The 18,301-nt window shown below is 71.9% G+C and carries 20 protein-coding genes and 1 pseudogene; 9 read left to right on the top strand and 12 right to left on the bottom strand.

Features of this window, described 5'->3' with window-relative positions:
• Window positions 1-49 precede the first annotated feature (49 nt).
• The 3 genes from ACIRVK_RS30655 to ACIRVK_RS30645 all read left to right on the top strand — a co-directional run bounded on the left by ACIRVK_RS30655 (window position 50) and on the right by ACIRVK_RS30645 (window position 3,573).
• On the top strand, window positions 50-418 hold the full coding sequence (locus tag ACIRVK_RS30655) for a hypothetical protein (RefSeq protein ID WP_404252736.1): 369 nt from the start codon (window positions 50-52) through the stop codon (window positions 416-418).
• Between the two features lie 56 nt (window positions 419-474).
• Window positions 475-1,041 carry an antibiotic biosynthesis monooxygenase gene (locus tag ACIRVK_RS30650; RefSeq protein WP_404252734.1) on the top strand — a complete coding sequence of 189 codons (567 nt, stop codon included), beginning with the start codon at window positions 475-477 and terminating at the stop codon, window positions 1,039-1,041.
• Window positions 1,042-1,137: 96 nt separating this feature from the next.
• A complete protein-coding gene (locus ACIRVK_RS30645; protein WP_404252732.1) occupies window positions 1,138-3,573 on the top strand; it encodes a SpoIIE family protein phosphatase in 2,436 nt (811 codons plus the stop codon).
• An 8-nt stretch (window positions 3,574-3,581) separates the two neighbouring features.
• Here the strand turns inward: ACIRVK_RS30645 and ACIRVK_RS30640 are convergent, their stop codons facing one another.
• Both ACIRVK_RS30640 and ACIRVK_RS30635 read right to left on the bottom strand, forming a co-directional pair.
• Window positions 3,582-3,740, bottom strand: a complete 159-nt coding sequence (locus ACIRVK_RS30640; protein WP_404252730.1) for a hypothetical protein — start codon at window positions 3,738-3,740, stop codon at window positions 3,582-3,584.
• Between the two features lie 89 nt (window positions 3,741-3,829).
• Entirely contained in the window at window positions 3,830-4,513 is a 684-nt protein-coding gene (locus ACIRVK_RS30635; protein ID WP_404252728.1) for a peptidoglycan-binding protein, read from the bottom strand.
• 180 nt (window positions 4,514-4,693) lie between these two features.
• Here ACIRVK_RS30635 and ACIRVK_RS30630 point away from each other — a divergent pair, with 180 nt between their 5' ends.
• Together ACIRVK_RS30630 and ACIRVK_RS30625 are read left to right on the top strand one after the other, a co-directional pair.
• A complete protein-coding gene (locus ACIRVK_RS30630; protein ID WP_404252876.1) occupies window positions 4,694-5,392 on the top strand; it encodes a TetR family transcriptional regulator in 699 nt (232 codons plus the stop codon).
• A gap of 112 nt (window positions 5,393-5,504) precedes the next feature.
• Window positions 5,505-5,918 (top strand): Zn-ribbon domain-containing OB-fold protein, encoded by a 414-nt coding sequence (locus tag ACIRVK_RS30625; protein ID WP_404252874.1) that lies wholly within the window; start codon window positions 5,505-5,507, stop codon window positions 5,916-5,918.
• Between the two features lie 100 nt (window positions 5,919-6,018).
• On the opposite strand, the gene ACIRVK_RS30620 is transcribed toward ACIRVK_RS30625, so the two are convergent.
• Together ACIRVK_RS30620 and ACIRVK_RS30615 are read right to left on the bottom strand one after the other, a co-directional pair.
• Window positions 6,019-7,359: a Gfo/Idh/MocA family oxidoreductase gene (locus tag ACIRVK_RS30620; RefSeq protein WP_404252726.1), complete on the bottom strand. Its 1,341-nt coding sequence runs from the start codon at window positions 7,357-7,359 to the stop codon at window positions 6,019-6,021.
• Window positions 7,360-7,422: 63 nt separating this feature from the next.
• On the bottom strand, window positions 7,423-7,815 hold the full coding sequence (locus ACIRVK_RS30615) for a PPOX class F420-dependent oxidoreductase (RefSeq protein ID WP_404252724.1): 393 nt from the start codon (window positions 7,813-7,815) through the stop codon (window positions 7,423-7,425).
• Window positions 7,816-7,911: 96 nt separating this feature from the next.
• Between ACIRVK_RS30615 and ACIRVK_RS30610 the strand changes: the two genes are divergently transcribed.
• The 3 genes from ACIRVK_RS30610 (at window position 7,912) to ACIRVK_RS30600 (ending at window position 11,276) form a co-directional block, all read left to right on the top strand.
• Window positions 7,912-8,907, top strand: coding sequence for a hypothetical protein (locus ACIRVK_RS30610; protein ID WP_404252722.1), 996 nt, complete (start codon window positions 7,912-7,914; stop codon window positions 8,905-8,907).
• 54 nt (window positions 8,908-8,961) lie between these two features.
• The gene (locus ACIRVK_RS30605; RefSeq protein WP_404252720.1) at window positions 8,962-9,786 is read left to right on the top strand and encodes an SAM-dependent methyltransferase; all 825 of its coding nucleotides are present in this window, start codon (window positions 8,962-8,964) and stop codon (window positions 9,784-9,786) included.
• Between the two features lie 113 nt (window positions 9,787-9,899).
• Entirely contained in the window at window positions 9,900-11,276 is a 1,377-nt protein-coding gene (locus ACIRVK_RS30600; protein WP_404252718.1) for a S1 family peptidase, read from the top strand.
• Between the two features lie 4 nt (window positions 11,277-11,280).
• On the opposite strand, the gene ACIRVK_RS30595 is transcribed toward ACIRVK_RS30600, so the two are convergent.
• The 3 genes from ACIRVK_RS30595 to ACIRVK_RS30585 form a co-directional block, all read right to left on the bottom strand.
• Window positions 11,281-12,102 carry an EamA family transporter gene (locus ACIRVK_RS30595; protein WP_404252716.1) on the bottom strand — a complete coding sequence of 274 codons (822 nt, stop codon included), beginning with the start codon at window positions 12,100-12,102 and terminating at the stop codon, window positions 11,281-11,283.
• Window positions 12,103-12,158: 56 nt separating this feature from the next.
• Entirely contained in the window at window positions 12,159-12,344 is a 186-nt protein-coding gene (locus ACIRVK_RS30590) for a hypothetical protein (RefSeq protein ID WP_404252714.1), read from the bottom strand.
• Window positions 12,345-12,444: 100 nt separating this feature from the next.
• Window positions 12,445-13,605, bottom strand: coding sequence for an ROK family protein (locus ACIRVK_RS30585; RefSeq protein ID WP_404252712.1), 1,161 nt, complete (start codon window positions 13,603-13,605; stop codon window positions 12,445-12,447).
• A gap of 188 nt (window positions 13,606-13,793) precedes the next feature.
• On the opposite strand from ACIRVK_RS30585, the gene ACIRVK_RS30580 reads away from it, so the two are divergent.
• The gene (locus ACIRVK_RS30580; RefSeq protein WP_404252710.1) at window positions 13,794-14,993 is read left to right on the top strand and encodes a Gfo/Idh/MocA family protein; all 1,200 of its coding nucleotides are present in this window, start codon (window positions 13,794-13,796) and stop codon (window positions 14,991-14,993) included.
• A gap of 25 nt (window positions 14,994-15,018) precedes the next feature.
• On the opposite strand, the gene ACIRVK_RS30575 is transcribed toward ACIRVK_RS30580, so the two are convergent.
• The 5 genes and pseudogenes from ACIRVK_RS30575 to ACIRVK_RS30555 all read right to left on the bottom strand — a co-directional run.
• Window positions 15,019-15,717, bottom strand: coding sequence for a L,D-transpeptidase family protein (locus tag ACIRVK_RS30575; protein WP_404252708.1), 699 nt, complete (start codon window positions 15,715-15,717; stop codon window positions 15,019-15,021).
• Window positions 15,718-15,848: 131 nt separating this feature from the next.
• Window positions 15,849-16,646 carry an SDR family NAD(P)-dependent oxidoreductase gene (locus tag ACIRVK_RS30570; RefSeq protein WP_404252706.1) on the bottom strand — a complete coding sequence of 266 codons (798 nt, stop codon included), beginning with the start codon at window positions 16,644-16,646 and terminating at the stop codon, window positions 15,849-15,851.
• A gap of 44 nt (window positions 16,647-16,690) precedes the next feature.
• Window positions 16,691-17,321 (bottom strand): annotated as a pseudogene (locus ACIRVK_RS30565) (hypothetical protein).
• A 15-nt stretch (window positions 17,322-17,336) separates the two neighbouring features.
• Entirely contained in the window at window positions 17,337-17,966 is a 630-nt protein-coding gene (locus tag ACIRVK_RS30560; protein WP_404252704.1) for an MBL fold metallo-hydrolase, read from the bottom strand.
• The coding region (locus tag ACIRVK_RS30555) for a zinc-binding dehydrogenase (RefSeq protein ID WP_404252702.1) at window positions 17,966-18,301 on the bottom strand (336 nt) is incomplete at its 5' end. The genes ACIRVK_RS30560 and ACIRVK_RS30555, both read right to left, overlap by 1 nt.

Below are 18,301 nucleotides of genomic sequence, written 5' to 3'. Positions count from 1 at the left end.
GCACCCGTCGGACCACCCTCACGACGCCGCACACCCGGAAGCGATGATCATGCAACTGACGACCACGCGCATCAGCCCGGACTGGCCGTGCCAGGTCAAGCAGCCCGGTTCCTACGACTGGGAGCGCTCCGCGGCCAAGTGGCTGCGCGAGCTGGTGCCGGCGCGGTACGCCAGCTACCCGGCCCTGATCCGCCACCCCGTGCTGCTCGCCCGTCACGCGCAGATCCAGGTCCAGCACGAGATCCGGGTCGCCCGCACCGCCCTGCAGACCGCACGCGCCGACCTGCCGCGCCTCGGCCTGCCCGAGTCGGTCATAGAGCACACCATCAAGCTGTACGCGGCGGAGGTGCTGCAGCTCCAGCACATCGCGCGCAGCGTCCGCGCAGTCACCCAGGCGCTCATCGACTCCGCGCGCTGAGCCGCGGCGCGGCTGTCGGCGCATGATCCGCGCCCCGCGTGGCACACGTGGTGAACATGAGCACCACCCAGCTGCGCAGAGGCGAACCGGTCACCACCGTGCTGACCTGGCAGGTGCGCCCGGGCCGGGAGCGGGAGTTCGAGGAGTGGACCCACGGCATCACCCGCTGCGCCAGACGGTTCCCCGGCAACGAGGGCGTGTCGTGGCTGCGGCCCGAGGACGGCGCCCGCTACCACGCGGTGCTGCGCTGGTCGGATCCGCACCGGCTGACCCGGTGGCTGGAGTCGGCGGAGCGCGCCGAGTGGCACGAGCGGATCGAGGGGGTCGCCACCGAGGTCGGTAGCGAGCGGCAGTCCACCACCGGCCTGGAGACCTGGTTCGGCCTGCCGGGCACCACGGTGCAGTCGCCGCCCCGGTGGAAAATGGTGCTGACCACCTTCCTCGGCGCCTATCCCTTCACGCTCCTCATCCAGGCGCTGGTGACGCCCCGCACCACCGCGTGGCCGCTGCCCCTGCGCGCGGCCGTCTTCCCCGTGGTCCTGCTGCCGGTGCTGACGTACCTGGTCATGCCGCTGCTGAGCCGCCTGTTGCGGCAGTGGCTGTACCGCCGGCCGGACGGCTGAATACGGCACGCGGAGGCACTCTGTCCACCGCGCCCGCCGGATCTTCCTCTTTCGAGTGAAGAGCGGGCAGGCACGTGGGCGAACGGTGCGTGGCCGATGTGCGATGCTCGACACGTGACGAGCGAGCCCGCCACGCCAGCGGAGTCCCCGACCGCGCCCGACACCGTTGCGCTGGCCAAGATCGTCGCCAGACAGCGTGCCGAGATGGACCGGCTGCGGGATCTGGCGGCGATGTCGGCCGTCCTGGAGCGGGCCAAGGGCGTCGTCATGGCGGAGACCGGCTGTTCCCCCAACGCCGCCGAGGAACAGCTGCGCAAGCGCGCCGAGTCGGAGCACCGCACCCTCCTCGAGGAGTGCTGGATCACGCTCGGCGGCCTGGCACCCGCCCCGTCCGCGGCGGCGGCCGAACCGCATGCCGAAGCCTTCCCGGAGTCGGCCGTGCCGCCCTCGCGGGCGTCGGCCGTCGTCGACGACGCTTCGGGTGCGCTGGCGGCGCTCGGCCGGGACCTCGTCCATGTGTCGACGCCGCAGGAGCTGGCGGGCTGTCTGCTGGAGCATCTCGCGCCGGAGGTGGAGGCCGACGCGGTGATGCTCTACGCGCTGCTGCCCGCCGGCGGTCTGGACCTGATCGGGCATGCGGGCATCGACGAGCGGCTGGCCGCCCAGTGGCAGCACGTGCCGCCGCTCAGCGGGGTGGCCGCGCTGGACACGCTGCGGGCGGGCGAGCCGCGCTGGCTGGAGGACCTGGAAGCGGACCGGAAACGGTATCTGCTCATCGGGGATCCGCCGAGCCGCTGGCCCTCCCGTGCCTGGCTGCCGGTACCGGGGCCCGACCCGTCGGCCGGGCGAGCGGGCAGGGCCGCACGGCCGGGAGACGTGTGTCTCGGGGTGATGCGCGCCCGGGGCGGACCACTCAGCGAGAGCGTTCGCGCGCATCTGCGGGCGGTCGCCCTGCTGTGCGCGGGCCGGCTGCGCGCCTTCGACACCCGTCCCGGGGTGGCCCGCGAGGACGCACCGGACGTCGTGCGGGCCGTGTTCGACGCGCTGCCGGGCGCGACGATACTGCTCACGCCTCTGCGCACCACCTCGGGGGACATCAGCGACTACCGCATCGACGCCGCGACCGCCCACGCGGCCGACGTGATCGGCCGCCCGGGCAGCGAGCTGGTCGGCCGGGGGTTCAGGGAGTGCTGCCCGGCCCTGGCGGGTGAGCCGCTGTGGCAGGGCCTTGAGCGGGCGCTCGCCACCGGGGAGCCGTACGAGAGCGAGCAGTTCGCGCACCAGGAGCTGGTGGACGGTGTCGCCGAGTTGTGCACGTACTCGGTGCGCGCGGCGCGGCTGGAGCCGAACCTCGTCGTCACCTGGCTGCGTCACGGCTCCTCGGACCGGCAGGAGCAGCGGCTGGCGGACGTGCAGCGGCTGGGGAATCTGGGCTGGGCCAGCTGGAACCTGCTGACCCACGAAGTCACCTGGTCCTCCCAGGTCTTCACGCTCTTCGGCCGGGACCCGGCGGACGGGCCGGTCCCGCTCACCCGGCTCCCGGAGGCGACGCTGCCCGAGGACGGACCGGTCCTGGCCCACGCCGTCGCGGAACTCCTGCGCGCGGGACGGCCGTTCGACGTGCCCTTCCGCATCCGCGTGGCAGGCCGGCTACGGCATCTGCGGGCCGTCGCTGAGGCGGTGCCGGACTCGCACGGAACGATCGTCGAGGTCCACGGCGTCGTCCAGGACCTCACCGCGCAGCGCAGCGCGGAACTCGCGCTCGTCGAGAGCGAACGGGCCATCCTCACCCAGCACGACGTGCTGCGCGCCGAGCGGACCCTGGCCGGCCGGCTGCAGCACGCGCTGCTGCCCCTGCCGACCCGGCCCGTCCCGCTCGCGGGACTGCGCGTCGAAGTCGCCTATCTGCCCGCCCAGTCGGGCATCCACGTGGGCGGCGACTGGTTCAGCGCCATCGAACTGCCGGACGGCGACGCCCTGTTCGTGGTCGGTGACGTCGCCGGGCACGGCATCGACGCGGTCGCCACGATGGCGCTGCTCCGCTTCACCGCGAAGGGCATGGTCATCACCGGCTCCTCGCTGACCGGAGCGCTCGCCCGGCTCAACACGCTGCTGCTGCACTCCCGCGACACACACGCCACGGCGACCATGGTCCTGGCCCGCTACTCCCCCGCCGAGCACGTGCTGGTGTGGGCCCAGGCCGGCCATCCGCCGCCGCTGCTGCTGCGCGACGGGCAGGTGCGCTATCTCGACCGGCCCGGCGGCATGCTGCTCGGTGCGAGCACGGAACCGGTCTTCGAGGAGGCGCGGTGCCGTCTCGAGCCGGGCGACCGCGTCATCCTCTACACGGACGGCCTGGTCGAGCGGCCCGGCGAGGGCATCGACAAGGGCCTGAAGCGGCTCGCCGAGGCAGTTCTGTCCCACCACACCGACGACCTGGGCTCCCTGGCACCGCTGCTGGCCGGAGTGCTCGAGGGCGACCGGCGGGACGACGTCTGCATACTCGACATCAGGGTTCCGGACACCCCCTAGGGCACGTCTCATTCGTCGTCGCGATGCCGCCAGTACCAGACGACGCCCACGACAAGGGCGAGCAGGAAGACGGCGGGCAGGACCAGACCCGGGACGCGGGAGCCGTTCATGTGCGGGGCTTTCGGATCGGGCGGGCCCGACGCCAGGTGCGCCGGCCCTGCGCCCATGGTGGCGCCTGAAGCCCCGTGACCACACCCCTCCACCAGGACTTTCCCCAGCCGTTGTCCGGTGTTCGAGCGGCGGCCGCACGCTGGGGTCAGCCGGTGGCGGCACCCGTACGGGACTCCAGTGCCTGCCGGGTGTCGTTGCCGTAGACACCGTTCTCGTCGCCCCTGATGCCGTACCAGAGCTGGAAGCGGGCCACCGCGGCCCGGAGGGTGGCGTCGTAGTGGCCGTCGGTGGAGCCGTGGTCGTACACGTTCGGGATGCGCAGCAGGCGTTTCTGCAGGTCGGTGACTGCCGGCCCGCTGTCGCCCGCGCGCAGGGTGCCGGCGCCGTCGGGGTCGGTGGCGGCAGACCCGGAGGCGGTCGCCGACGCGGTCGCGGTCGGCTCGGCCGACGCGCTCGGGCGGGGCGACACCGGCGGTGTGGCGGCCTCGCCGCTCTTGCCGGGCAACAGGAGAGCGCAGCCGAAGCCGACCAGGGCGGCCGCCGCGACGGCGACCGTGACGGCGGCGCGGCGCAGTCCTGACCCGAGGCCGAACCGGCGGAAACCGCCGGGGGCGGCACGGCCCTCGGCGCGCACCGGCTGCAGTTCCTGTGTCTCGCCCTCGTCCCAGGAGTACGGGTCTGGCACGGCGACGGGCTCCAGGTCGGCCGTGCCCTGCTCCATCTCCCTGAACAGCTCCGCCAGGGCGTCGGTGCGGCGGGGGCGCAGGACGACGATGGGCTCCAGCGGCGGGCGGTCGTCCGGTGCCCCGGATGCCGACGGTGCGGGCACAGTGCTCTCCTTCCGTGCCGTGGCGGCGCTCTCGGCCGTTCCCGGAGTGATACGCGGTCACGGCCCCAGGAGTTCAACAGGCACTGAGTTCCCTGCCATAGGCGCACTGAGTGCCATTCGCCTCGCTCGGATGCTACGTTCCCGTTCATGAAGACGGAGCCGGCGGCCACGCGTCCGCCCATGCGGGACGCCCTGGTGGCGGCCGCCTTCCACCTGTTCCTCGAGCGGGGCTACGAGCAGACGACCGTGGACGACATCGTGGCGCTCGCCGGTGTCGGACGGCGGTCGTTCTTCCGCTACTTCCCCTCCAAGGAGGACGTGGTCTTCCCCGACCACGAGCGGAGCCTGGCCGAGGTGACGGCGTTCCTCGCCGACAGCTCCGACGACCACGACCCGGTGCTGCGGGTCTGTGACGCGGTCCGGATCGTGCTGCGGATGTACACCGAGAACCCCACCTTCTCCGTGCAGCGCTACCGCCTGACCAAGAAGGTACCCGGGCTGCGCGCGTACGAACTCTCGGTGGTCTGGCGCTACGAGCGCGCCTTCGCCGATTATCTGCGCGGCCGCCTCGCGGACCGCCCGGACGGGACGCTGCGGGCCGACGTGATCGCGGCAGCGGTCGCGGCGGCGCACAACAACGCGCTGCGCTCCTGGCTGCGTTCCGACGGCCAGGGCGAGGCGGACGACGCCCTCGACCACGCCCTGGGATACGTGCAGTCGGCGTTCGCCGGCCGCCCGGGGCCCGAGGACGCCGAGAAACCCGAGGAACCCGAGGACGTGGTGGTGCTCGTCTCCCGGCAGGGCGCACCCCTGTGGCGGGTGGTCCAGGAGATCGAGCGCGCCCTCGACCGAGGAGGCGACCGAACCCGTCCAGATTGAGGGTACGCAGTACCTTTACGTATGACACTCAGTGTCATACATTGATGCCGTGCACGGTGGCACGGCGTACCGCGCACGTGGGATTCCGGCCGAGCGCAGGGAGTTGACCAGCGTGTACCACCACTCAGGAATCGCGGTTCGCCAGACGACCGGCTCCGTCGCGGGCGTGCTCGACCCCGCGCCGCGGGACACGGACGCCCTCCTCTTCCAGCGCTGCACCTGGTGTGGAACGGCCATGTACCACCGGATCCTGTGCCCGGTGTGTCAGGGCAGCGACCTCAGGACGGAACGCAGCGAGGGCACCGGCACCATCCGCCACGCCACGGTGGTGCACCGCAACACCCCCGCCGCGCGCAATGTGTCGCTCGTCGAGATGGCGGAGGGCTTCGTCGTCCGCGGCCGCGTCATGGGCTCGCTGATCAGCATCCACAGCGGCGGCCGGGTCCGGCTGACCACCGTGAAGGATCCGGTGCGCGGCGAGCCCGTCTTCCAACTGCTCGACGAGCCCTACCGCGCCTGGACCTGACCGGCACGGCACCCTAGTGCCGCGGCAGGCAATGTTTGCCCGGTAAGGAGCGGCGTCCGGGGCGTCCTCTATCGGCGTGCGAACGTTGCCTGCCGCGGCACTAGAGCCCGGGGATCAACTCCCGTACCGTCACGGGGCGTCCCGTCTCGAAGCACCGGTTGACCGCGACGCCCACGGCCAGGGCGAGGGCGCCGTCGCGTTCGGTCGCCGTAGGGTGGCCCGCCTCCCCGGGATCCGCCGGCCGCCCCGAGGCCGCTGACCCGAACAGCGCGTCCAGCATCCGCGGGTCTCCCCCGCCGTGCGCCTCGTGGCCCGCGTCGTCGAGCGGGACGTCGACGGGCGGGCGCCACAGCGGGCGCAGGGTGAGCCGCGCGCCGCCCGCGTGCTCCGCCGCGGTGTCCCCGTGCAGGGCACCGGTGTTCGACGCGACCCGGGTCACGGGCCGCTGCCAGCGGCTCTCCTCGACCTCCAGTTCCAGACGGCCCGCGCTGCCGTTGAACATCACCCGGTAGCCCTCCCACGGCGAGTACGCGGTGAGGTGGTACGTCATCGTCGCCCCGCGCCGGTAGCGGACGAGGACGGCCATGTCGTCCTCGATGCTGACCGGGCCGCCGAAGACGTTGCGGTCGCGGACGTACCCGTCGTCCCGCTCGGCATCCAGGTACAGGGCACGCAGGGTGTCGTTGGCGGCCAGGTCCAGCGCGTAGGGGTCGTCGGCGGCCGGGGCGGCGCCGTGGGCCCGCTCGTAGTCCCGGCGCAGTCCGTGGCGTTCGCCCGCCTCGGGGCCGTAGAAGCCGAGCCGGCCGTAGCCGAAGACCTCCTCGGGCTCGTCCGCGAGCCACCAGTTGACCAGGTCGAAGTGGTGGCTCGCCTTGTGCACCATCAGTCCGCCGCTGTTGTGCTTCTCGCGGTGCCAGCGGCGGAAGTAGTCGGCTCCGTGGCGGGTGTCGAGGAGCCACTCGAAGTGGACCGACAGGATCTCCCCGACGGCACCCTCGGCCAGCAGGGCGCGCACCTTCTCGTGGACCGGGTTGAAGCGGTAGTTGAAGGCGACGGTGAGCGAGTTGCCGGTGGCCTCGACCGTGCCGAGGATGCGGGCGCAGCGCTCCGCGTCGACGGTCATCGGCTTCTCGGTGACGACACGGCAACCCGCCTCGAGCGCAGGGACGATGTAGGCGTCGTGGGCCGCGTCGACGGTGGTGACGACGACCTCGTCGATGCCCTCCGTGCGGAGCATGTCGGCGAAACGGTCCGGTGGCCACATGGAGGCGGGCGGTGCGCCGCCGGCGGTGAGCAGGGCGTTGTGGAAGGCCATCCGGGTCGGGTTCGGGTCGCACAGGGCGGCCACCCGGTGGGCGGGGCGGACGGCGAGGCCCCGGGTGAAGGTCTGGGCGCGATGTCCGGTGCCGACGACGGCGGCGCGCAGCGGGGTTCGGCTCATTGAGGGGTCCTGTCCCGAACCCGCCCGGCCCATGCCTCTCCTGCGCCGCCGGCCCGACGTCTCTCAGGGCTCGGGAGTCACCCGGATACCGACGGTCCCGCCGAGACCGCGGCGCAGGCGGCTGCCGAGCAGGGTGAGCCGGCCGAGGACGCCGTACTTGCGGGCGATGAGCCGGCGGTAGCGGGCGACGGTCGCCTCGTCGGTGATCTCCGCCGTGCCGGGCACCTGGGCGCCGGTGGGATTGCCGCGCACGTCGCAGGGGCCGACGAGGATGTCCCCGCGGGCCCGGATCCGCTTGACCTTCCAGGAGTCGGCGGCCGTCCACACGCCGAGCGAGTCACCGTCGCGCACCACCCACACCGGCGTGGCCACCGGGGTGCCGTTCTTCCGGTAGCTGGTGATCAACACGTACTTGCCCGCGCCGAGCCGTTCCAGCTGTGGCTGTGTGTTCTCCATGGCGGAAGTCTAGGCACGCGTCCCGCGGAAAGAATTTGATCCGCCGGGCCGGTCGTGCGAGAACCTGTCCATGGGCACGGGACAGGGGGCTCGGGTGTGACCTGGCAGGACCTGGAAGTCTGCTGCGACGAGTCGGGCTCCGACGGCGAGAACCTCACCGGCGGGAACACCGACGTCTTCGCCCACGCCAGTGTGCGGCTGCCCGTGGACACCGCGGCCGCGGCCATCCGGGAGACCCGGGACCGGATCCGGTCGCCCGCGGAGGAGTACAAGGCGAACCATCTGCTGCGGGAGAAGCACCGGGCGGTGCTGGAATGGCTCCTGGCGCCCCAGGGGCCGCTCCGGGGAAACGCCCATGTGCATCTGGTCGAGAAGGCGTTCCTCGTCGTCGACCGGGTCGCCGAGCTGCTCCTCGGCGATGCCTCCGGCGCCCCGGCCCTCTTCGCCGCCGGGCGGCGGTGCCTCGGGGACGCACGGTGGGGGGAGTTCCTGCGGTCGGCCAACCGGCTGCTGCGCGTGCGGCACGACGGGGACCCCGCGCTCCCCGTCGAGGGGTTCTTCCGCACGGTGGACGACCTGCGGCGCACGCCCGTGCCCGCCGTTCCGGGGGCCGTCCTGGACGCGCTGGCGGCGGCCCGTCCCCGCGCGGAGGCGTACCGGGCCGCGCTTCTCGCCGGGCCGCCGCTGGTACCGGTGCTCAACCCGCTGCTGCCGGCCATCGTGCGGACCGCCGCGCACTGGAGCGCCGGCGAGCACCGGGTGCGGCTCGTGCACGACCGGCAGAACCTGCTGACGCCCGAACGCATCGCCTGGATCGAGGAGACGGCTCGGCGCTCCGGCATCCGGCTCGGCGGGCTGCGGCTCGTGGTCGCCGGCGAGGATCCTCGGGTGCAACTGGCCGACTTCCTCGCCGGGATCGCCCGCAAGCTCGCCTCGGACGAGCTGAACCGGCGGGCGGACCCGGCGCTGACCGCGCTGCTGCGGCCCTACGTCGATCCGCACTCCGTGTGGGGCGACGAGACGAGCCGGGCACCACTCATCGCGGAAGTCACCCCGTCCGCACCCTCGGCAGACATCAACTCCGCCGTCTAGATTGGCCGGTTGTCGCCCCCCGCGCCCACCACCGGCCCTCCAGGAGCTGAGCAAGTGACGGACAACCCGGCAGCCACCGACGATCCGGCCGCTGCGCTGCGCAGACGCATCGACACCCTGCGCCCGCACACGGCCAGGATCTGGAACTACTGGCTCGGCGGCGGGGACTACTACGAGGTGGACCGCGTGGCCGGCGACCGGATCCGCGAACTCCACCCGTCCATCGGCGAGTACGCCCTCGCCGACCGCCAGTTCCTGGGCCGCGCGGTGCGTCACCTCGTCGCCGACGTGGGCATCCGCCAGTTCCTCGACATCGGCACCGGTCTGCCCACCGCCGACAACACGCACGAGGTCGCCCAGCGGCTCGCCCCCGAGTCACGGGTGGTGTACGTCGACAACGACCCGCTCGTCCTGGCCCACGCCCGCGCCCTGCTGACCAGTTCGCCGGAGGGCCGCACCGATCATCTGGACGAGGACCTGCGCAACGTGGAGGCCGTCCTGGAGCGCGCCGCCGACACCCTGGACCTCGACCGGCCGGTGGCCCTGATGCTGCTCGGGGTGGTCATCTTCGTGGGCGACGACGAGGACCCGTACGGGATCGTGCGGCGGTTCATGGACGCGCTGCCCGCCGGCAGCCATCTCGTCCTGTCCCACACCATCACGAGCCCGGCGCTGCCCGAGGTGGACGCGGCGGTCCGGTTCTGGAACGAGCACGGCACCCCGGCGCTCACCCAGCGCACCCCCCAGGCGGTGGCCAGGTTCTTCGACGGCCTGGAGCTGCTGGAGCCGGGTGTGGTGTCGTGCCCGCGCTGGCGCCCGCAGGAGGGTTCCGAGCCCCGGGAGGTGGCGATGTACGGCGGGGTGGGGCGCAAGCGGTAGAAGATCGTCGGCGTGCTGAACACGCCCGGCTCCCGGCACGTATGGAGAGAGGGCGCTCAACGACCCAAGGGCCCCGCGGTGTTGCACCGCGCGTACAGGTTCGGGAGCCATGCATGAGGCACGCACGACGACGGACGGTCCGGCGAGTGACACGACTGGCGGCCGTCGGCGGACTGCTCCTCGGGGGAGCCATGGTGACGCAGGCCGCCATGGCGAGCGAGCCCCCCGGCACCTCCGCCGTGCCGTTCAGCGCCACGGGCGGCGCGCCGGGCACGGGCGCCTCGCTGGTGTCCGAGCTGGGTACCGCCCGGACGGCGGGCACCTGGGTCGGCGCGGGCGGGCGCACGGTCGTCGCGGTGACCGACCGGAAGGCGGCGGCGCAGGTCGAGCGCTCAGGCGCGGTGGCGAAGATGGTCAGCCACAGCATGAACGAGCTCAAGGCGGCGACGGCGACGCTGCGTTCGGCCCCGCGGGTGCCGGGCACGGCGTGGGTGATGGACTACCGGACGAACCAGGTGGTCGTGCAGGCCGACAGCACGGTCTCGGCCTCCGACTGGTCGGACATGACCAAGGTGGCGTCCGGCATCGGCAGCTTCGTGCGCATGGAGCGCACCAAGGGCACCTTCACGACCCGGATCAACGGGGCGGTGCCGATCCTCTCGACCGGCGGGCGCTGCTCGGCGGGGTTCAACGTGACCAACGGGCAGACCGACTTCATCCTCACCGCCGGGCACTGCGGGCCCACCGGGTCCGTCTGGTTCACCAACAACCAGGGCACCCAGCAGCTCGGCACGACGGTCAGGCAGAACTTCCCGGGCAACGACTTCTCCCTGGTCCAGTACGCGAGCGGGACGGCCGGGCAGGGCGCCGACATCGTGGCCATCGGCAACGGCAACGGCGTACGGATCACCGGGGTGAGCGATCCGGTGGTCGGGGAGCGGGTGTTCCGCAGCGGCAGCACCAGCGGCCTGCACGACGGGGAGGTCAAGGGGCTCGACGCGACGGTGAACTACCCCGAGGGCACGGTGACCGGCCTCATCGAGACGAACGTGTGCGCCGAACCGGGCGACAGCGGTGGCCCGTTGTTCTCGGAGGGCATCGCGCTCGGTGTGACCTCGGGCGGCAGCGGTGACTGCACCGCGGGCGGTACGACGTTCTTCCAGCCGGTGACGAAGGCGATGCAGGCGCTCGGTGTGCAGCTGATCGTCTCCAAGCAGGCGGCCGCCCAGCAGGGCGCCTCACCGGCGCCGTCCGCCTCGGCCACGCACAGCGCGATCGCGCCCACGACGACCTCCCCCGGCTCCACCACTCCCGCGACGGGCACCGCGACCGGCACGACCCTGCTGGCCCGGCTCGGCGACCCCAGGAACATCGGCCCCGGCATGCTGGTGATCGGCGGCAGCCTGATCGCGCTGGTGGCCACCCGGTGGATCCGGTCGGAGCAGGACCGCAAGGAGTACCGGCGCTACTACTCGACGACCTGGGGCTGACGGTTCAGCCCACGGTGAGCAGCACGGTGGCCGCCGCCGCACCCAGCAGCCCGGCACCCTGGCGCGCGGTGATCCGCTCGTGCAGGAACACGAGGCCGAGGACGACGGGGAGAGCCGGGTAGAGGGAGGCGAGCACGACGGCCACCGTGAGCAGCTGCCGCTGGGCGGCGAGCAGGTAGAGGATCAGACCGAGCGCGGCCCCGGCCCCCACGAGGAGCGCCTGCGCCGCGAGCCGCGGGGGAAGGGTGGGCGACCTGTGCCGCAGGGTGGTCGGCACCAGCAGGAGTACGGCGGCGGCACGGCCGGCGACGACCGGCCACAGCCCGGCGGCCGGGCCCGCGAGGCCGAGGGCGACGTACTGCACGGCGACGCCCGCGCTGGCGAGCAGCCCGTCCCCGGCTCCCCGGGCGGCGCCGGCCATGCCGCCGGCCACGAACCAGAGGGCGGGCACTGCGAGGGCGATGCCCGCCCAGGCCGACGGGTCCGGCCGGTCACCGAGCAGGAGGACCCCGCACAGGACCGACAGGGCCACGCCGGTCACCGCGCTCAGCGGCACGACGACGGTCATGGCGCCGCGGCTCAGGCCGCGGTTGAGGAAGTACATGGCGGTGCCGCTGCCCAGGCCGGACAGGGCACCCCACAGCAGGTCGGCGGGGTGGACGGCACGGGCGGGCATGAGGAGGGCGGCGGCGAGGGCGAGCGCGAGGCCGCCGAGTTGGCCGCGGAAGGTGACGGTGGTGAAGGAGGCCCGGCGGGAGAGGATCCCGCCGGAGAAGTCGACGATGCCGTAGCAGACGGCCGAGGCCAGTGAGAGGAGGGGGCCCATTCGGTCAGGGGTGCCCCGGTCCGGCGCGGCGATGCGCGGCGGGCCTCAGGTGGTGCTCAGGCGGCCCGCGCGGGTTGCGGGGCCGCGGCGGCCCACTCCAGGACGAGCCGCTGGTACTCCTCGCGCTGCTCGACGCTCAGTGTCCCGCCCGACCGGCGCCACAGGGCCCGGATCTCCTCGTTGACCTCGGCCGCCGAGCGTTCGGAAGCCTGTTCAACAGTGGTGGACATGGCGTGAAGCATACGGCTCCGCAGGTGAAGGCGACGTGAGTAATCAGGAATGAACCGGACATAGCGGACCGTGTTACTGATCACGTCCATCTGTCAAGATCCTTACGGGAGTTCATGCCTCGCCCGCGCCCAGCACCAGGACCTGGATCGCCAGAACGGCGGCGCCACGGGCCCAGTCGTGAAAATCGGACACTTTGGTCTCCAGGTCCACGCGGGCGGCCATGGGGTGCCGCAGGGACCTGATCGTCTCCCGCACCGTGTTCTCCGCCACATCCATCAGCCCGACCCCCTCGCCGGCGAGCAGGATCTTCTGCGGCAGGACGAAGTTGGAGATCTGGGCGACCAGCGTGCCGAGGGCGCGCGCGGCCTCGTCGACGACCCGGGCGGGCATGGGGTCACCGGCGGCCGCCCTCTCCAGGATCTCCTCGTAGCTCCAGTCGCGGCCGGTGGCGGCCCTGACCTGGTAGCGGATGCTGGAGATGGTCAGCAGCGAGACGGCGCTGCCGCGCTCCCCGTCGGGCGTGAGCGGGCCGTTGGGGTTGACGATCCAGTGCCGGCCGAAGCCCCGGTCCTCCTCGGCGTTCGGCACCCGCTTGCCGCCCAGGACGAGCCCGTAGCCGATGCCGGCACCGATGGTCAGGACGACGAAGCGCTCCAGGCCACGGCCGGCACCGAACCAGGTCTCCGCCTCCACGAGAGCGGCGACGTCGTTCTCGACGACGGCGGGCAGCCCCGTACGCTCCTCGACGAGCCCGGCGAGCGGAACGCCCCGCCAACCCAGGAAGGCCGACTCCGCCACTACGGAGCGGTCCTCGACCCGGCCCCCCACGCCGATCCCGATCCCGGCGACGCGCGGGTACCTGCGGGTGAGCTCGCCGGTCATCTCCTCCAGCAGGTCGGCGACCTCGGCGGGGTCGTGCGTGGTGAGCGGGCGGTCGTGGCGGGCGACGATGTCGCTCCTGAGCGTGGTGACGACGCCGTAGACCATGTCCTCGGTGATCTTGAAGCCGATGAAGGAGCGGGACTCGGCGACCACGTCGAGCGGCTGCGACGGGCGTCCCTGGCGGACCTCCGGCAGGGCGCCCGCCTCGGTGACCTCGACCAGCAGGCCCGACTCGATGAGGGGCTTGGTGAGCCGGGTGAGGCTGCCGGCGGACAGGTCGAGCCGGCGGGCGAGCTCGGTGCGCGAGAGCGGCCCGTTCACGAGCACCTCGATCGCCACCGAGCGCTCACCGGCGCTCAGGGGAAGCCAGCTCGCGGCAACTGTGGTCATGGAGGTCAGACTCCCATACGATTTTTTCGTACTGAAAGCAATCAGCTCACTTTAGACCAGCCCATGGCATCCAAGAAACATCCAGCAGGCATCTTGACGTCAGGATTCTTTCGCAACAAAAGTAAATGGCCATCTACTGAGCGCAGTCAGATCAACCTGATCCTCTCCCAGTGAAGGACACGCCTTTCATGACGTTCTCCCTCGGCATCGTGGGCGCCGGCCAGTTCTCCGGCCAGTTCGCGACGCTGTTCCAGGCCCACCCCGGTGTCAGCGACGTCTACGTCACCGACCTGCTGCCCGAACGAGCCGAACAGCTCGTCGCCGCGCAGGGGTTGGCGGGCACCTTCCCCACCTACGAGGCGATGCTCGAGTCGCCGGCGGTCGACGCGGTCGCCGTCTTCACCCAGCGCTGGACGCACGGACCGCTGGTCCTGCAGGGCCTCAACGCGGGCAAGCACGTCTACTCGGCGGTCCCGATGGCGATCACCACCGAGGAGATCTCCGCCATCATCGACGCGGTCCGCACGACCGGGCTGACGTACATGATGGGCGAGACCAGCCAGTACAACCCGGCGACCGTGCACGCCCGCAACCAGATCGCCGAGGGCGCCTTCGGGCGGCTCTTCTACGCCGAGGGCGACTACGTCCACGACATGGACCTCGGCTTCTACGAGGCGTACCAGTACAGCGGCGGCGAGAACTGGAAGGCCACCGCCAGCTATCCCCCGCTGCTGTACCCCACGCACTCGGTGGGCGGTGTGCTCGGCGCCTGGCAGACGCACGCGGTGAGCGTGTCGGCGATCGGCGTGGTCGACGACCGCGGTGACGGCGTGTTCGACAAGGACGTCAGCCAGTTCGGCAACGACTTCTCCAACGCCACCGCGCTGTTCGAGGTGGCGGGCGGCGGATCGTTCCGCACCAACGAGTTCCGGCGGGTCGGCTATCCCTCGCACATCCGTGAGTCCCGTTTCCGCTTCTTCGGGACCGAGGCGAGCATGGAGCAGCTCGCCACGGTGGCGCTGTGGCAGGACAAGAAGGGGGTGAAGGACATCAGCGAACTGCTGGAGCCCAAGCCCACCATGTCCCCCGACGACCCGTCGCTGCAGCACATCGCGCCCGAACTGCGGGCCGCCTTCACCTCCGGTTCGGCGCCGGTGCACGACCGGGCGCGGTTGCCGCGGGCCTTCGACAACCTGCACAACGGGCACGAGGGCAGCCACCACTTCCTCGTCGACGACTTCGTGACCGCCGTCAACACGCGCTCGCTGCCGTCGGTGAACGCGTGGGTGGCCGCCCGCTACACCCTGCCGGGCATCGTCGCGCACGAGTCGGCGCGGCAGGGTGGGGTGCGGCTGGAGATCCCGGACTTCGGGGACGCACCGCAGTAGGCGGGACGCCGGGCCGGGTGCCTGCTCAGGTGCCCGGCTTGCGGCCGTAGACGAAGACGTCGTCGCCGGTCTTCAGCAGGTTCCAGTACTTCTGGGCGGTGGCGGGCGTCATGTTGACGCAGCCGTGCGAGCCCGGCGGGTTCCACATGCTGAGCTGGACCGAGTGGAAGGCCTGGCCGCCGTCGAAGAACTGGCTGTAGGGCATGGGCACCTTGTAGATGTCCGAGACGTGGTTCTTGTCGCGCCAGTAGATCTTCTTCAGGCCGGTGCGGGTGACGTACCCCTTGCGGCCGGTGCGGACCGGCACCGGGCCGTAGACGAGCCTGCTGCCGTCCTGGATCCAGCTGAGCTGAAGCGTGAGGTTCACGCAGGCTATGCGGCCCTTGTTCGTCGGGCACTTGCCGTCCTTGTTGGGGTTGTTCCCGACGGCCTTCTGCTTGTTCATGAGGTCCATCACGCCCCAGGTGACGGAACCCGCGTACCCGATGTTCGGGGTGATGCCGTGCTTGGTCTGGAATGCCTTGATGGCCTGGCAGTCGGCGACGGACTGCTTCCCGTCGACCGGCCGGCCGAGGAACTTCTCGACCTGCTTCTGGTACGGCCCGGCCTGTGTGGTGCAATCCGTGGCCGCCTGGGCGGAACCGCTGCCCAGTGCGATGGTGAGCGGTGCCACCAGTCCGGTGATCCCGAGTACGACGGCTCCCCGTCTGCGGATGTCCCCCATGGCGTGCCTCTGCCTTTCGCGCGGAATGGTCGTCCGATCTGCGATCTCTGCCAGCTAGACCCATGTCCGCCGCGATCGGTTGTAAGTCGCCGCACGTTACGACGAAACGGTGACAATCGCAGTGCCCCAGCTCACAGGGCCGCGCGCGGTCGCGCCGTGGCCTTGAACCCCGCGTGGACCGCGGTCAGGCCGCCGTCTACCGTGAGCACGGTGCCGGTGACCCAGGCCGCGTCACGCGAGGCGAGGAAGGCGACGGCGGCGGCGATGTCCTCCGGTTCGCCGACCCGGCCGAGCGGGTACAGCGGGCGCAGCGCCTCCAGCTCGTCCTCCCGCCCCTCCCACGCGGAGGTGCGCACCGTGCCCGGCTCGACGAGGTTGACGCGCACTCCCCGTGCGGCGGCATGACCGGCGAGGGTACGCGTGAGCGAGCCGAGGCCGGCCTTGGCGGCGCTGTAGGCCTGGTTGCCGAAGTCCAGGCGGCCGTTGACGGAGCCGATGGTGACGACGGCGCCGCGACCGGAGCGGGCGAGGTGCGGGAGGGCGGCCCGGCAGCAGCGATAGGTGCCGGTGAGGGTGATGTCGAGGTCGCGTGCCCACGCCTCGTCCGTGCCGTCCTCGAAGAGCGGCGTGTCGGAGGTGCAGCTCGCCGCGCTGTTGACGAGGACGTCCAGAGAACCGAAGGCGTCGACCGCGAACGCGACGGCCGCCTCCACTGCGGCGCGGTCGGCCACGTCACAGATCGACGCCTCGGCCGCCATCCCCTGTTCGCGCAGCTCGCTCGCCGTCCGCTCCACCTCGGCGCGGTCGGCGTCGGTCAGCAGGACCCGCGCCCCCTCCTCGGCCAGACGCCGGGCGACCGCGGCGCCGATGCCTCGGGCCGCGCCGGTGACGAGAACCCCGTACCCCTCGAAGCGCTTCGCGTCAGCCATGGACCGAAGCTACTCCCGGAAATGATCCACGGGCAGTGGGCGTCTCACCGGTAGCCGGTCACGTCCGCCGGCTTCCCCGCGTCCTGCACCTCGACGAGGTTCCGCCAGGCGTCCGGGCGGCTGCCGTCGAGGTCGGTGAAGCCGTAGGCCTGGGCGAGGCCGCCGCTGGAGAGGGAGCCGCCGTTCCAGCGGACCACCTCCGGGTCGGCGGCCAGGGCGGCGACGGCGCGGCCCACGTACCGCGGGGTCTCCGAGATGGCGAAGTGCGGGACGTCCGTGAGGACGTCGCGCCAGTCGTCCTCGCGCACACCGAACTGGTCGAGCATGATCTCCGAACGCATCCAGCCCGGCGTGAGGGCGACGGCGGTCGCGCCGCGCGGCCCGAGTTCCTGGCCGAGGGCGAAGGCCATGCGCAGGACGGAGGTCTTGGCGAGGTCGTGCTCCCAGCCGGCCCTGATCGTCGGCGACGCGGTCGACGAGGGCGCGCACCTGACCGGATTCGGGGTGCTCGGCGGGTACGGCGATGCCGTTGCCGCCGGCCCGGATGACCAGGTCGGCGGTGTCCTCGATCGTCTCGGGGCGGTCGTACTCGGAGCGCCGGGCGCGGGTGCTGCGTCGTCTCACCTCGAGGATGCCGGGAAAGCCGGACAACCTCTGTCGTGATTTCCGGTGGATCGGCCGAGTGCGGTGTCAGTGGCCGCGGGCGATCCACTCCTTAAGGTGCGGGGCCTCCGCGCCGATCGTCGTGGAGTCGCCGTGGCCGGTGAGGACCTTGGTCTCGGGCGGCAGGGTGAGCAGTCGGTCGCGGATGGAGTCGATGATCGTCGGGAAGTGGGAGTACGACCGTCCGGTGGCGCCGGGGCCGCCCTGGAAGAGGGTGTCCCCGGTGAAGACCGTGGCGAGGCCGGGATCGTGGAGGCAGACGGCGCCCGGCGCGTGGCCGGGGGTGTGCAGGACGGTGAGGTCGGCTCCGGCGGCCTCGATGACCTGGCCGTCGACCAGATGGGCGTCGGGGGCGCGGTGCGGGTGGGTCTGCTTCCACAGGGGCAGGTCGTCGGGGTGCAGCCAGATGGTGGCGCCGGTGCGGTCGGCGAGTTCGGGCGCGGCGTCGATGTGGTCGTTGTGTGCGTGGGTGCAGATGACGGCCTTCAGCCGCCGATCGCCCACTGCCTGCAGGATGGCCTCCGCGTCGTGGGCCGCGTCGATGACGACCACCTCGTGATCGTCGCCGACGAGCCACACGTTGTTCTCCACGTCCCAGGTGCCGCCGTCCAGGCTGAACTGCCCCGAGGTCACCAGGCGTTCGATGCGCACGGTCATCACAGCACCACCACCGAGCGCAGCACGTCGCCGTCGTGCATCCGCTCGAACGCCTTCTCCACCTCGCCGAGTTCGATCGTCTCGGTGACGAACTGCTCCAGCGGCAGGCGGCCTTGGAGATGCAGGTCGATGAGCATCGGGAAATCGCGGCTGGGCAGGCAGTCGCCGTACCAGGACGACTTCAGCGAACCGCCGCGACCGAAGACGTCGAGCAGGGGCAGTTCGAGTTTCATCTCCGGCGTGGGCACACCGACCAGGACCACCGTGCCCGCCAGGTCCCGGGCGTAGAAGGCCTGCTGGTACGTCTCCGGGCGGCCCACCGCCTCGATCACCAC

It is taken from the genome of Streptomyces sp. NPDC101152, from assembly GCF_044768275.1.
Classification (GTDB): Bacteria; Actinomycetota; Actinomycetes; order Streptomycetales; family Streptomycetaceae; genus Streptomyces.
Note: the sequence above shows the minus strand (reverse complement) of the source record. Positions and strands in the feature narration are given on the sequence as shown.

Excerpts from the sequence above, each read along its gene's own strand:
- ACIRVK_RS30560 (WP_404252704.1), bottom strand. The coding sequence starts at position 17,966 with ATGACCGTGCGCATCGAACGCCTGGTGACCTCGGGGCAGTTCAGCCTG.
- ACIRVK_RS30590 (WP_404252714.1), bottom strand. The coding sequence starts at position 12,344 with ATGCTTCACGCCATGTCCACCACTGTTGAACAGGCTTCCGAACGCTCG.
- ACIRVK_RS30650 (WP_404252734.1), top strand. The coding sequence starts at position 475 with ATGAGCACCACCCAGCTGCGCAGAGGCGAACCGGTCACCACCGTGCTG.
- ACIRVK_RS30595 (WP_404252716.1), bottom strand. The coding sequence starts at position 12,102 with ATGGGCCCCCTCCTCTCACTGGCCTCGGCCGTCTGCTACGGCATCGTC.
- ACIRVK_RS30645 (WP_404252732.1), top strand. The coding sequence starts at position 1,138 with ATGTGCGATGCTCGACACGTGACGAGCGAGCCCGCCACGCCAGCGGAG.
- ACIRVK_RS30585 (WP_404252712.1), bottom strand. The coding sequence starts at position 13,605 with ATGACCACAGTTGCCGCGAGCTGGCTTCCCCTGAGCGCCGGTGAGCGC.
- ACIRVK_RS30620 (WP_404252726.1), bottom strand. The coding sequence starts at position 7,359 with ATGAGCCGAACCCCGCTGCGCGCCGCCGTCGTCGGCACCGGACATCGC.
- ACIRVK_RS30600 (WP_404252718.1), top strand. The coding sequence starts at position 9,900 with ATGAGGCACGCACGACGACGGACGGTCCGGCGAGTGACACGACTGGCG.
- ACIRVK_RS30655 (WP_404252736.1), top strand. The coding sequence starts at position 50 with ATGCAACTGACGACCACGCGCATCAGCCCGGACTGGCCGTGCCAGGTC.
- ACIRVK_RS30575 (WP_404252708.1), bottom strand. The coding sequence starts at position 15,717 with ATGGGGGACATCCGCAGACGGGGAGCCGTCGTACTCGGGATCACCGGA.
- ACIRVK_RS30570 (WP_404252706.1), bottom strand. The coding sequence starts at position 16,646 with ATGGCTGACGCGAAGCGCTTCGAGGGGTACGGGGTTCTCGTCACCGGC.
- ACIRVK_RS30640 (WP_404252730.1), bottom strand. The coding sequence starts at position 3,740 with ATGGGCGCAGGGCCGGCGCACCTGGCGTCGGGCCCGCCCGATCCGAAA.
- ACIRVK_RS30630 (WP_404252876.1), top strand. The coding sequence starts at position 4,694 with ATGCGGGACGCCCTGGTGGCGGCCGCCTTCCACCTGTTCCTCGAGCGG.
- ACIRVK_RS30580 (WP_404252710.1), top strand. The coding sequence starts at position 13,794 with ATGACGTTCTCCCTCGGCATCGTGGGCGCCGGCCAGTTCTCCGGCCAG.
- ACIRVK_RS30615 (WP_404252724.1), bottom strand. The coding sequence starts at position 7,815 with ATGGAGAACACACAGCCACAGCTGGAACGGCTCGGCGCGGGCAAGTAC.